This is a genomic window from Deltaproteobacteria bacterium (genome assembly GCA_029210625.1).
In the GTDB taxonomy this organism is placed as follows: domain Bacteria; phylum Myxococcota; class Myxococcia; order SLRQ01; family SLRQ01; genus JARGFU01.
In genome coordinates this window covers 111,597-124,640 of record JARGFU010000001.1, presented here as the reverse complement: position 1 = coordinate 124,640, position 13,044 = coordinate 111,597, and the positions used below count along the sequence as shown (strand labels likewise).

10 protein-coding genes are annotated in these 13,044 nt (G+C 71.7%); 6 read left to right on the top strand and 4 right to left on the bottom strand.

Annotated features, from left to right (window positions below; genetic code table 11):
* Positions 1 to 2: 2 nt before the first annotated feature.
* Positions 3 to 1,934, bottom strand: a complete 1,932-nt coding sequence (gene acs / locus P1V51_00560; GenBank protein MDF1561498.1) for an acetate--CoA ligase — start codon at positions 1,932 to 1,934, stop codon at positions 3 to 5.
* Positions 1,935 to 1,982: 48 nt separating this feature from the next.
* On the opposite strand from acs, the gene P1V51_00555 reads away from it, so the two are divergent.
* A complete protein-coding gene (locus P1V51_00555) occupies positions 1,983 to 2,603 on the top strand; it encodes a methyltransferase domain-containing protein (GenBank protein MDF1561497.1) in 621 nt (206 codons plus the stop codon).
* On the opposite strand, the gene P1V51_00550 is transcribed toward P1V51_00555, so the two are convergent.
* Both P1V51_00550 and P1V51_00545 read right to left on the bottom strand, forming a co-directional pair.
* Positions 2,600 to 4,402, bottom strand: coding sequence for a hypothetical protein (locus P1V51_00550; GenBank protein ID MDF1561496.1), 1,803 nt, complete (start codon positions 4,400 to 4,402; stop codon positions 2,600 to 2,602). The genes P1V51_00555 and P1V51_00550 overlap by 4 nt on opposite strands.
* A complete protein-coding gene (locus P1V51_00545) occupies positions 4,399 to 5,319 on the bottom strand; it encodes a hypothetical protein (protein MDF1561495.1) in 921 nt (306 codons plus the stop codon). Before P1V51_00545 ends, P1V51_00550 begins: the two co-directional genes overlap by 4 nt.
* Before the next feature lie 119 nt (positions 5,320 to 5,438).
* Here P1V51_00545 and P1V51_00540 point away from each other — a divergent pair, with 119 nt between their 5' ends.
* The 3 genes from P1V51_00540 (at position 5,439) to P1V51_00530 (ending at position 9,845) form a co-directional block, all read left to right on the top strand.
* Complete coding sequence (locus P1V51_00540; GenBank protein ID MDF1561494.1) at positions 5,439 to 6,968, top strand: hypothetical protein; 1,530 nt, start codon at positions 5,439 to 5,441, stop codon at positions 6,966 to 6,968.
* Between the two features lie 194 nt (positions 6,969 to 7,162).
* On the top strand, positions 7,163 to 8,758 hold the full coding sequence (locus P1V51_00535; GenBank protein MDF1561493.1) for a hypothetical protein: 1,596 nt from the start codon (positions 7,163 to 7,165) through the stop codon (positions 8,756 to 8,758).
* 4 nt (positions 8,759 to 8,762) lie between these two features.
* Complete coding sequence (locus tag P1V51_00530; GenBank protein MDF1561492.1) at positions 8,763 to 9,845, top strand: hypothetical protein; 1,083 nt, start codon at positions 8,763 to 8,765, stop codon at positions 9,843 to 9,845.
* Here P1V51_00530 and P1V51_00525 read toward each other — a convergent pair whose 3' ends face one another.
* Positions 9,846 to 10,949, bottom strand: a complete 1,104-nt coding sequence (locus P1V51_00525) for a DUF3089 domain-containing protein (GenBank protein MDF1561491.1) — start codon at positions 10,947 to 10,949, stop codon at positions 9,846 to 9,848.
* Between the two features lie 60 nt (positions 10,950 to 11,009).
* Between P1V51_00525 and P1V51_00520 the strand changes: the two genes are divergently transcribed.
* Positions 11,010 to 11,576, top strand: a complete 567-nt coding sequence (locus P1V51_00520) for a hypothetical protein (protein MDF1561490.1) — start codon at positions 11,010 to 11,012, stop codon at positions 11,574 to 11,576.
* 158 nt (positions 11,577 to 11,734) lie between these two features.
* Positions 11,735 to 13,042: an ammonium transporter gene (gene amt, locus P1V51_00515; GenBank protein ID MDF1561489.1), complete on the top strand. Its 1,308-nt coding sequence runs from the start codon at positions 11,735 to 11,737 to the stop codon at positions 13,040 to 13,042.
* Positions 13,043 to 13,044: the final 2 nt, after the last annotated feature.

The window sequence follows — 13,044 nt, the reverse complement described above, 5'->3', positions numbered from 1 at the left end:
CGCTATCCCTTCCGGTGGCCGGCGACGATGGCGTCGACCACCGAGGGGTCGGCCAGGGTGCTGGTGTCGCCGAGCTGGTCGTACTCGGCCGAGGCGATCTTGCGCAGGATGCGACGCATGATCTTGCCCGAGCGGGTCTTGGGGAGGCCCGGGACCAGCTGGATGCGATCGGGCTGAGCGATGGGGGAGATGGCCTGGCGGACCTGCTCCTTGAGCGCGCCCTGCAGCTCCTCGGGATCCCAGTCGGCGAACTCGGGGGTGATGATCACGTAGGCGTAGATGCCCGTGCCCTTCAGGTCGTGGGGGAAGCCCACCACCGCGGCCTCGGCCACGCCGTCGTGCGCCACCAGGGCGCTCTCGACCTCGGCGGTGCCCAGGCGGTGGCCCGAGACGTTGAGCACGTCGTCGACCCGGCCGGTGATCCAGTAGTAGCCATCCTCGTCCCGCCGGCAGCCATCTCCCGTGAAGTAGAGGCCGGGGTAGGTCGAGAAGTAGGTCTCCTTGTAGCGGGCGTGGTCGCCCCAGATGGTGCGCGCCTGTCCCGGCCAGCTGCCCTCGAGGCAGAGGTTGCCCGAGACCCCGTTGCCCTCGATCACCGCGCCCTCGGCGTCGACCAGGACCGGCCGCACCCCGAAGAAGGGGAGGGTGGCCGAGCCGGGCTTCAGCGGGGTCGCGCCGGGCAGGGGCGCGATGAGGATCCCGCCGGTCTCGGTCTGCCACCAGGTGTCGACGATGGCGCAGCGCTTGCCGCCCACCACGTCGTGGTACCACTGCCAGACCTCGGGGTTGATGGGCTCTCCCACCGTGCCCAGGACGCGCAGGCTCTTGCGGGAGTGCCGGGTGACGGGCTCGTCGCCCTCCCGGGCGATCGCCCGGATGGCCGTGGGGGCCGTGTAGAAGATGGTGACCTGCAGGTCGTCCACCACCTGCCAGTAGCGGGAGGCGTCCGGGTAGAGTGGGGTGGACTCGAACATCACCGTCGTGGCGCCGTTCGCCAGCGGTCCGTAGACGATGTAGCTGTGCCCGGTGATCCAGCCCACGTCCGCCGCGCAGAAGTAGATGTCGTCCTCCTTGAGGTCGAAGACCCACTCGTGGGTGAGGGAGGCGTAGACCAGGTAGCCGGCGGTGGTGTGGAGCACGCCCTTGGGCTTCCCGGTCGAGCCGGAGGTGTAGAGGATGAAGAGGGGATCCTCCGAGGACATCCACTCCACCGGACAGGTGGAGCGCTGGCGCAGCGTCTCCTCGTGCAGCCAGAGGTCCCTCCCCGGCCGCATCGACACCTCGGCGTCCGTGCGCTTCACGACGAGGACCTTCTCGACCACCGAGAGGCCCTCGATGGCCTGGTCGGCGATCTCCTTGAGGGGGAGGGTCTTGCCGCCCCGGAGGCCCTCGTTGGCGGTGATCAGCACCTTGGCCCGGGCGTCGAGGATGCGGTCTCGCAGGGCGTCAGCCGAGAAGCCGGCGAAGACCACCGAGTGCACCGCGCCGATCCGGGCGCAGGCCAGCATCGCGAAGGCCAGCTCCGGCACCATCGGCAGGTAGAGGCAGACCCGGTCGCCCTTCCGGACTCCGTGGTGCAGGAGCACGTTCGCGACCCGGGCGACCTCGTGCTTGAGCTCCCGGTAGGTGATGTGCCGGTACTCGCCGGCCTCGTCGGCCGCCCAGAGGATGGCGGTCTTGTCGGCGCGGGTCTCGAGGTGACGGTCGATGCAGTTGTGGGCGACGTTCAGCTTGCCGCCGCCGTACCACGAGAAGTCGATCTCCCGGGTGTCCTGGTCGAGGATGTTCCGGGGCGGGTGGAACCACTCCAGGCGGGCGGCCTGCTCGAACCAGAAGGCCTCCGGGTCCCGGATGGAGCTCTCGTAGAGCTGTCGGTAGTCCTCGAGAGATCGGATCTGTGCTTCGGCCTGGATGAGCTTCTTGGGTTCGATCATCCTCGTCAGTGTGGCGCCTGGGCCCGGCGAGGTCTAGCCTCCCCTTCCATGCACGATCACAAGCACGACCACGCTCACGGTGAGCACCGCTTCAGGTTCTCCCAGGTCGCGAAGCTCGACGGCCCGGAGCGGATGGAGTTCCAGAACCCCGCGGTGCTGATCGAGCACCTCGCCGCCGGTGGCACCCCTGCCCGGATCCTCGACGTCGGCGCCGGCACCGGCACCTTCGCCCTGCCGCTCCTCGAGCGCTTCGGTGAGGCCCGGCTGGCCGCCCTGGACGTCGAGCCCCGGATGCTGGGCGTGCTCTACGGGCGGGCCATGGAGCGGGGGCTGGCCGGGCGGCTCGAGCTGCTGGAGGTCCCCTCGGAGGACCCGGCCGCCTTCCCCGAGGTCGAGGCGCCCTTCGCGCTGGTCCTGATGATGAACCTCCACCACGAGATCGACGACCGGCCGCGCTTCCTGGCCTCGGTGAAGGCGGTCTGCGCGCCCGGCGCCCGGATCGTGATCTGCGACTGGTCCCCCGATGCCGTGATCGAGCGCGGCCCCCCTCGGGAGATCCGCGCGACGGCCGGGACCCTCCTGGCCGAGCTGGAGGCCGCCGGCTTCACCGGGGGCGAGACCCTCGATCTCTACCCGGACTTCAACACCGTGGTGGCGCGAGCGCCCTAGGGGCCGATGTAGAAGTACTCGGCCGGGTAGCTGTCGGTGGCGTTCCCCACGAAGATGATGTGGGGGTAGCCGTCGGGATCCAGCTCGAGCTCGATGGTCGGATCCGGCGGGATCTCGAAGACCCCGAGGACGTAGTACTGGAAGTTGGTGGTGTCGGGCTGCAGCTGCCGGGCGTAGACCACCCCGTTCCAGGCGGTGTCGCGGTAGGCGAGGTGGAGGGAGCCGTTGGCCGAGACCTCGATGTCCACTCCGAGGCCGGGCTCGGTTCCACCGAGGACCGGATCGACGGAGCCGAAGATCCGGGTGTCGCTCCAGCTCGTGTCGGCGGGGTGAGCGTGGGCGATCTTCAGGTCGATCTGGTTCGGAATCGTCCCGTTGTCGATCCGGTAGGCGACGAAGACCTCCCCGTTGCCGTCGACGGCCACCGGGGTGTGCGGCGCGAGGGGGAGGTCCGCGGGGATGTCCATCGCGGGGATGTTGCCCGACTGGGAGGCCGGCGCGGGGTCGGCGTCGGTGTGGTAGTAGAGCCCGCCTGCCCCCCCGAGGTCCATGAGGTGGGTCAGGTGGTGGGCGCCGGTGGTCGGGTTCACGGTGAGGTAGGTGCGGGGCGGCGTGCCCGGCGTGTTCACGAGACCGGTGTAGATCGGCGACCAGGTCTCGGCGGCGTCGCAGAAGCCGGCGTAGACCGTGTTGTTCGGGTTCCCGGCGAAGGAGGCCAGGGTGTTTCCGCCGACCGGGTCGTGGGCGATCCGGGGGCCCCGGGCGACCTCTCCGATGGGCGTGGAGGGGCAGAAGCGCGTCGGGATCCAGATGTTGTCGAAGGTCTGGAGGGCGAGGAAGGGGTCGCTGGTGCCCCCGACGAGGTAGCCCACCTGCAGGTTGTCGCCGCCGTCCCGGGTGAGGGTGGGGAAGGCACCGTCGGCGTGGAGCTCGGTCGCATCGGCGAGGAGGTAGGGCGTGGACCACTGCTCCTCGGCGAGCCAGGCGTCGACCCTGCGGTTGTTCTGGTCGTACTCGTAGACGATGTCCGCCGCCCAGTGGCCGCTGATCGTGGCGGAGGTGTCCGGATCCACGCTCAGGGTGGCCCGCAGGACCGAGCCCCCGAAGGGGACCCGCCGGATGCTCCGGCAGACCGGCCGGGCGCAGTCGTCTCCGTCGCAGAGGCAGAAGGAACCCTCGCTGCACCCGGTGCTCAGGTCGCAGGGCGAGCCGGCGCAGGGCAGGCAGACGCCACCGCAGTCGACGTCGGTCTCGTCCTGGTTCCGGACGCCGTCGTCGCAGGTCTCCGTGCCGCAGGGTGGGCAGACCCCGCCGCAGTCGACGCCGGTCTCGTCCTGATTCTGGATGCCGTCGCCGCAGGTCTCCGGGGGGCCGCCATCGGAGCCGCCGCCGTCGGTTTCTCCTCCATCGGTATCACCGCCGTCGGGGGCACCGCCGTCGGGGGCACCGCCGTCGGGGGCACCGCCGTCGGGGGCACCGCCGTCGGGGGCGCCGCCGTCGTCACTGCCCCCGTCACCCGTGGCGAGGATGCAGTAGCCCTCGGGCCCGCAGACCTCGTTGCTGCCCACACTGGCGCCGCAGTCGCCGGCGCCCTCCGGGTGCTCGGGTCCGCAGACGTAGGCGCAGATGCCCCGGGGGGTGCAGACCTGGAAGGCCTCACAGGGAGCGTACTCGCCGGCGTCGGTGGGGTCGCAGCGGTAGTGGTCGTCGACCCAGCAGCTGGTGGCCATCAGGGCGATGGCCCCGAGGGCGAGCGCGCCCAGGAGCGGGGCGAAGGGGGTCTCGCGGTGAGCGCTCATGGCAGCCTCCAGCGCAGGGTGGCATAGGCTCCGCCCTCGAGGGGCACGATCGCGGCCTGGGTCGTCTTGCCGCCGCCCAGGGCGCCCAGGGTGACGTCCGCGGCGATCAGGGCGGCCCCGAGCCCGGTGAGGAGGACACCGACGTTGCGGCCGGCCTTCACGCTGCGGGCCTCCTCCGAGTCCAGCAGGTAGTCCGAGGGCTGGGTCACGGTCCCCGACTGCAGGGCGAGGGAGGCGTCGTTGTGGCGGGCGATGGTGCTCTCGTTGACCGCCCAGATGCCGCCGCCCGCGGCGACCATCGCCACGCCCGTGCCCAGGCCGATCCAGAAGAGAGTCCTCGAGCCCTTGTTCGGGGCCGCGACCACGTGGGAGGGGGTGGTCGCCGCCGAGCCCGCCCGCGGACCGGCGGCGTTCTGCAGCTCGGGGAGCTTCGGCAGGATTTCGGCCACGGCCGACTTGATCGCCTTGACCAGCGGGTCGATGCCGTCGGTCTCGCGGGTCGCCCGGTGGACGGTCTCGCTGGCGGCGGCGTCCAGTATGGAGAGCTGCAGGAGCCAGGTGCTGCCCACCCGGGAGACCTGCGACGAGAGGACGTAGGGGGCGCCCAGCGCGCCGCCGATCTCGGCCAGACAGGAGGAGTCGGACTCGCAGCCCATGAGCTGCTTCTGGGCCTCGAGGCCCAGGAGGGTCTGGATCTCGGAGGGCATGATGGCCCTGACCCGGGGCTCGTTCTGGAGCGCGGCGGCCAGGACCAGCTCGAGGCCCTCGACCTCCGTGTGTTCGATCGGGCCGCGCGTCACCATCGGTGTCACGGCGATGGCGATGCGCTCCTCCTTCTCCTCGGCGTCGGCCGCGCGGGGCAGGCCGAGCCCGCAGAGGACGAGCGAGAGCAATAGCGTGTGAGACACCCTCGGCATGAATCCCTCCTTCGACGGATCGACCGCCGAACCCTCGAAGTCTAGCGGTCCCGGGTGGGCGAGAGCAAAGAGGCTCGCGCCTCTCCCCCCCCTCGATCTCGGGTGCTAGCGTCCAGCTCATGATCCGTCATGCGATCGGGTTCTTCTGCCTCTTCCTCGTCGCCTGTGGCAACGGCGTGGCGGAGGGGCCGGATGGGGGTACGCCGGACGCCAGCCTCGACGCGGGCCTGGACGGAGGCGGGATGGACGCCGGCAGCGATGGGGGCGCTGACGGTGGCTTCGACGGCGGTGGAGCAGATGGCGGCGGCGCGGACGGCGGCGCCGAGCCCTTCTTCGACCTCGACGCCATCCGGGACGCGAGCACCGCGGGCTGCACCTTCGAGAACGAGCGCCGGGCGGTGAAGGACCTGGTGGCCCTCGTGGTCTGGGACGTCTCCTACACCAGCTGGGAGTCCATCGACGGCGTGCTCCAGCCGATCACCATCCGGGGCTTTGCCGCCCGCCCGCAGGCGGCCACGGGTGCGATCCCGGGCGTGGTGCAGGCCCACGGCCTGGGTGGGTACGCGGAGGTGGACAACGCCACCGGGCCGGCCGCCCTGCTGGGCACCTTCGTGCTGGCCTTCACCGGGCCCGGCGGCGGCACCGTGCCCGAGAACACCTCCGAGGGCCTCGGGCCGAGCGCCCGGCGCGGCCGCCGGCTCTTCGACACGATCCCCGATCCCCGGGGCAGCTGGATCTGGTCCCACACCGTCGCCGGACTGCGCGGGCTGACCTGCCTGGCGACGCGCCCCGAGGTGGACACCACCCGGCTGGGCTTCACCGGCTACTCGGCCGGCGGCGTGGCGACCCTCATCGCCTCGGGGGTGGACGACCGCATCGTGGCCGGGGTGCCCCTCTCGGCCTCCCTGCGCTGGGAGCTGGCGGTCGCGTCCCCGAACGCCTGGCAGCACGACCTGCTGGAGAGCGGCGGCCTCGACACCAGCTCGCCCGAGTGGCTGGCCCTGGTCGAGGCCCTCGACGCCGAGGCCCTCCTCTCCGGGACCACCGCGGCGATCTGGATGGTGAACGGCTCCAGCGACGAGTTCTTCCCGCTGCCAGCTCACTTCGCCACCTACGATGCCTTCGATCATGCCTCCCGCCGCAGCACGCTGATCGGCAACGGTGACCACGGCTGCCTGGTCGCGCTCGGCGTCCCCGGCATCGACGCTCCTTCCGAGATCCAGGCCCGGGCCGATCTGCGGGCGCGGGGCGCCCAGCGCGCCTGGTTCCATCACCACTTCGGCACCGACGCGGCCTACGCCTGCTTGCCCGAGACGCCCACCTTCACCCTCACCCCCCTCGGTGCCGTCACCCAGGTCGACGCCCGGGTCGACACCACCTGCGCGGGGCTCCAGGCCGAGGCCGCCGAGGTCTGGTGGAGCGGCGACGGCGGCCTGACCTTCCTGCGGGTGGGGCTCGACGATCAGGGCGGCGGCGCCTTCGCCAAGCTGGCGGCCTTCCCCACCGACGCGGGCACGGTGGCCTTCGTCGACGTGACCTACCGGACCGACGACTTCTTCTCTCCCGAGCGCTTCTCGGTCTCCACCCGGCCGGTGCTCCCGGCGGGCTTCGTCCCCCGGGTCTTCGACACCACCTGCGCGGTGCCCTGACGCGAGGCGAGAAGGGGTGAGCGGGAGCGGCGAGTCGCTCTTCGTCCTCGGCTTCTTCGGGGGAGGGCTCTTCCTCCTCTTCCGCCTCTGACTCTGAACCCGGCGCGTTGGGCTTCCCCGGCCGCTCTGCTAGCTTGCGGCGCATGAGGCGCTCCGGGGATCGTTGGGGATGGGTCCGAAGGGCGCTCCTGTCCGTGGCGCTCCTCCTGCCCGGGCTGGCGAGCGCGGACGTGGCGCGGATCGGCCTGCGGCCGGTGGCGGGCGCGGACGAGGAGGCCGGGCTGAGGGCCACGCTCACCGACGGCCTGGTCGAGGCTCTGCGGGGGCGGGCCGCCGGCCGGCTCGAGGTGCTCGCGCCCTCCGAGCTGACGGCCCTGGCCGAGCGGGCCGCCCTCGATCAGCTCCTGGGCTGTGACACCGGGGAGTGCGCCGGGCAGCTCCTCACGGCCCTCGAGATCGACGGCCTGATCCACGGCCGCCTGGGGCGCCTGGACGGACGGCCCTCGCTCACCCTGAGCCTCCTCGATCGCGAGTCGCACGAGGCGATCGCCCGGGCCCAGCGCTTCCTGCCCGAGGACGCCGGGGAGCGCGCGGCCCTCCTCGGAGAGATGGCCGAGGTCCTGCTGCGGCCGCTGCTCGCGGCGCCGGCCGAGGCGGTCGCGCTGACCCCGGCGAAGGGGGCCATGCGCATCGCCCTCTCCGGCCTCGCGGCGAAGGGGGTCGAGCCCGAGCTCGCCCGGGTGCTCACCGACGTGCTGATGATCGAGCTGGAGAAGCTGCCCGAGATCACGGTGGTCTCCCCGGACGATCTGGCCGCGATGATGGATCGGGCCGCCCTCGAGCAGCTCCTGGGCTGCGGCGAGGACTGCGATCTCGACCTGCTCGGCGCCGCCGAGGCCGATCACCTCCTGGTGGGCTCGGTGGGGAGGGTCGGCTCCCAGCACCTGCTCTCCCTCTCCCTCCTCGATCGCGCCAGCGGCCGGGCGCGGGCCCGGGATCGGCAGCAGCTCTCGGGCGACCACGCCCGGCTGGTGGCCGCGGTGGAGTCGGCGGTCTTCAACCTCCTGGCCGAGGCCCGGGGTGAGGGGCTCGGCAAGCCCCTGGCGGTCGGGAGCCTCGAGGCCCTGCGCGCGGCCCAGCGGCGCAAGCCGGGCCGCGTCGCCCTCTCGCTCGGTCCGGGGCTCTACGTGCCCCTCGGCGTCGAGCCGATGATCCAGGCGCCCTCCTTCGCGGCGCGCCTCTCCTACGAGCACGCCCTGGCCGAGGTGGTGCTGGTGGGCGTGGCCCTGGAGCTCGACTCCCTGACCTCGACCTCTTCGAAGCTCTCCTTCCTGGGCGATCTCGACAGCGGGCAGGCCGCCTACAACCGCCTGGAGAGCGAGCTGGCCCTCAACAGCTACCGGGGGATCCTGCTGGTGGCCTGGCGCAGGGCCTACGGCCTGGTCCTGCCCCACGTGGGGCTGGGGCTGGGGCTGGGCTACTTCGATCTGCTGCTGGGCGACGAGCACTTCGTCCCGGTCGAGCCCCGGGACACGCTCCCCATCGCCGGCCTGATGAACGTGCGGGAGGACGACAGCGCGCTCGCGCCCATCCTCGAGGTGGGCGGCGGCGTGGAGCTCCTCTTCACCAGGCACCTGGGGGTCCTGATCGACCTGCGCCTCTTCCGGGTCTTCCACGACCTGGAGGTGCGCTCGCAGATCAGCGGCATGAACGAGGAGCGCCCGCTGGTGGCGCCTTTCCAGGCCCTCCAGGGGGTGGCCCTGCGCCTGGGTCTGATCTGGGAGGTCTGAAGCGATGAAGCGTGCATGGATGGGGGTCTTCGCCCTCGGCCTGGCCGGCTGTGGGCTCCTCGGTCACCCCGACGATGGCCCCGGTGACGGCCCCGCCGCCAACGTCGTGCGCTTCACCCTCGACGGGCAGTCGGTGGAGATCCTCGAGGAGCTGGCCTACGCGGTCCACGACCAGACCCGGGACCTGCTGGGTCCGAACACCGAGCTCTTCCTGGAGGCGGGCTCGCCGGCGACCGTCCCCGACCGGATCCTGGGCCCCAAGCTGCAGGTGAACCTGCCCGCGGGGACGACGCCCGGGACCTACCGCCTCTCCTACGCCCTCTTCCCCTCCAGCCGCGGACCCTGGGTGCGCTTCCGGGAGTCGGAGACGCGCAGCTGGACGGCCCACGACGGTGAGCTCACCGTCCAGGAGGTCGGCGCCGTGGGAGGGCGGATGCGCCTGACCTTCGACGAGCTTCGCCTCACCAGCGACTGCGGTGACGAGCGGGTGCTCAGCGCGGGCACCCTCGACGTGGCCGTCGGCGCCGAGACCGTCTTCCCCGACCAGGAGATCGAGGAGCTGACCATCGACCCCGCCGACGCGGCGCGCATCGGCAATACGGTCACCCTGGTCCTCTCCGGGCGGCGCTGGGTCTGCCTCACGGAGCAGGTCGAGCTCGAGACCTACCCCGCCAGCCAGTCCAGCACCGGCGCGCCGGCCGACTCGCTGGGGGTCCAGGCCTTCTGCGCCTGCGGCACCGCGCCCGACGAGGCCACCTGGGTCGGCTTCTTCGTGCCGCCGGGGACGGTGGGCGAGGTCACGGTCGGAGGTGCGCCCTACAACCTCTTCGTCGGCATCGACGAGGGGACGCCGCTGAACCTGACCGACGATCCGATCTACCGGGTGACCACGCCCACGCGGCTCCGCTACTCGGGGCCGGCGGAGGGTGCGGGGAGCGACGTGGACATCGAGTCGGCGGCCGCGATCCTGCTCTCCCACTTCGATCCCGCCACCGGGACCACCGACACCACCCGCAACGTGGTGATGGGAGAGATGCGCTTCTCGGGGCGGGTGGAGGTCGACTGCCGGCCCGATCGCTGCCCCTGATCAGGGCAGGAAGGCGGCGACCCGGGCCTCCGCGTTGCGGCGGAGGTCCAGGTAGAAGAGGGCGTAGTCGATGATGTGGTAGCTGCTGCCGCCGGTCCCGGGGCCGTAGCGGCGCGACTCGAGGAGGTCCACGTCGAGGTAGCCGTCGGCGCGGCAGGCGGCGGTGAGCCAGGCCGGATCGGGCTCGGGGGAGAGCTCGTCCTTCACGAAGCGCACGGCGCCGAGGTGCTCGGCCTGGGCGCTCGCCTCGTCGTCGTCCCGCCAGGTCACGGGGTTCACGCAGATCAGCGGGCGGTCCTCGATGGGCAGCCAGCCCTCGGGGTACCACATGCGCCGCTCGAACTCCTCGCCGGGGGCCTCGCCGGCCTTCAGGGAGTTGTAGGTGAGGAGGCAGCCGGTCTGCTCCGGGGTCGCGCAGACCGGGATCTCGGGGAAGGTGCGCTCCACCTCGTCGAGGGGGATGGCGCCACCGATCGCGTAGACCGCGACGAGGCGCGCGCGCAGCGCGACGTTCGCGGGGGCGTCCCCGGAGAGGAACTCGTGGACCAGGCGCACCATGTGCCCCGAGCCCTGGCTGTGGCTGGCGAGGATCAGCGGGCGGTCCTGCGCCCAGGTGGCCAGGTAGTGCTCGAAGGCCCGGCGCACGTCGCCGTAGGCGAGGTCGAGGGCCTGGCGGGTGTCCTCGAAGTCCTCGGCCAGGTAGGCGCCGAGGGTGGCCTGCCGGTAGCGGGGCGCGTAGATGCGCCCCACCGAGTTGAAGGCGCTGGCCTGCCGGCGCATCACGCCCTCGTCGGTGCGGGTGTTCGTCTTCTCGTCGTCGAGGGGCTGATTCCAGAAGGCGTCGTCGTAGTAGGTCGTCGGGTGGACGAAGAAGACATCCACGGCGGCCGTGGCCTGCCCGTCGCTCTCGCCCTCCGGCGCCACGTCGGCGTCGTCCTCCCGATCCGGCAGGGCCGCCCAGCTCGCCTCGTCGGCGTAGTCCGGGGCGGCCGGCGCCTCGGTCTGGGCGAAGGGCTGGTCGGGCACCAGGGCCCGCCGGACCATGCCCTGACAGGCGGTGGCCGAGAGGAGGAGGAGCCCGATCCCCAGAGCAGCGCGCCGCATGGTCCTCATCGTGCCCCTCAGGCTAGCATTGCCCGACCTCTTCGAGCGAAGGAGATCACCGTGATCACATCTGGAATCCAGGTGAAGGGGAGCGGCTTCGTCCATACCCTGGATTACCTGAAGGCGAAGCACGGTCCAGCAGCCGTGGAGGCGATCTTCGCCGCGATGAGCCCCGAGGCCGCGCAGACGGCGAGGACGGCGCTCTTCATGACCCTGTGCCCGGTGGAGCACGTCGGGGAGTTCCTCGACGCCATCAAGTGGGTGCTGGGCCCGGACGATCCCGAGATCAACTACAAGATCAGCCTCGCCTCGGCGAAGCAGTCCTTCTCCCGCGTCTACGCGATCTTCTTCCGGCTGGGGAAGCCGGGCTACATCATCAGCAAGGCGGCCGCGGTCTACGAGAAGATGATCACCCAGGGGCGCCTGGTGATCGTGGAGAGCCAGAAGGACTCGGTCACCCTGCGCCTGGAGGGCTTCGCCTACAAGCACCCGGAGTGGTGCAACCACCGCCTGCGCGGCTGGTACCAGGCGCCGCTGGAGCTCTCCGGCTGCACGATCAAGGAGGCCGTCCACCACACCTGCGTGCTGCGCGGCGACTCCAACTGCCAGTGGCGCTACCGCTGGTAGCGCGCGCCCGGTCGACGAGATCTTCGGGCCGGCTGCCCATGCAGCGGGCACTGCCCAGGATCCGGGCAGTGCTCGCGCCGCGTTTGCCCACGAGGGGGGCAGCACGCGGCTGAAGAGCCCCTCCGAGGCTGGCACGGATCTGGCTCTTCCCCGGCGCCATGGAACAGGTCTCCTTCACCGTCGCCAACCTCTGGATGATGATCGCCACGGCCCTGGTCTTCGTGATGCACCTCGGCTTCGCCACCCTCGAGGCTGGCCTCACCCGCTCGAAGAACACCGTCAACGTGCTCTTCAAGAACACCCTGATCCCGGCCCTCGGCCTGCTCACCTACGCCGCGGTCGGGTTCGGGCTGATGTACCCGGGGGAGTCCTTCGCGGGCGGGATCGCCGGCTTCGGCGGCTTCGGGCTGGTGGTGCCCGAGGGGGGGCTCGAGCCGGCCTACAACGGCAACTTCACCTACTGGACCGACTTCCTCTTCCAGGGGATGTTCGCCGCCACCGCGGTGACCATCGTCTCCGGCGCGGTGGCCGAGCGGGTGAAGCTGGGGAGCTTCCTGGTCTTCGCCGTGATCTTCCTCTCGATCGGCTACCCCGTGACCGGGATGTGGGGCTGGGGCGGAGGCTTCCTGGCCACGCTCGAGACCCCCTTCCACGACTTCGCCGGCTCGACCCTGGTCCACGCGGTCGGCGGCTTCGCGGCCCTCGCCGGCGCCCTCCTGGTGGGGCCCCGCAAGGGCAAGTACGCGGGGGGGCGGATCAACCCGGTGATGGGGCACTCCCTGCCGCTGGCCACCATCGGCGCCTTCCTCCTCTGGCTGGGCTGGTTCGGCTTCAACGGCGGCTCGGTGCTCTCCGCCGACGCCGGCGCCGTCAGCCACGTGCTGGTCACCACCAACCTCGCCGCGGCGGCGGGGATCGTCGCCGCGACCCTCGTCTCCTGGCGCCTCTCCCGGAAGCCCGACCTCTCGATGGTGCTCAACGGTCTGCTGGCGGGCCTGGTCGCGGTCACCGCCGGCGCCGACACCTTCTCGCCGGCGGACGCCGTGATCGTGGGCGCCCTCGGCGGTGGCCTCGTGGTCTTCGGGGTCCTCGGCCTCGATCGCCTGCGGCTCGACGATCCGGTCGGCGCGATCTCGGTGCACCTCCTCAACGGCGTCTGGGGCACCCTGGCGGTCGGGCTCTTCGGGACCCTGGCCTCGCCCGCGCAGGTGCTCTCTCAGCTCGTCGGCGTGCTGGCCGTCGGGGCCTTCGCCTTCGGGGTCGCCTTCGCGATCTTCTGGGTGCTGCGCGCCACGGTGGGGCTGCGGGTGAGCGAGGAAGAGGAGGTGCTCGGCCTCGACATCGGTGAGCACGGGATGCAGGCCTACGATCTCTCGCCCGGCCCGCACCACGGGGCCCGGCCGGCGGCGGCCCGGGCGCACCTCGCCGCGGCCCCGGTGCTCGCTCCGGCGCTCGACGAGCGCTGAGC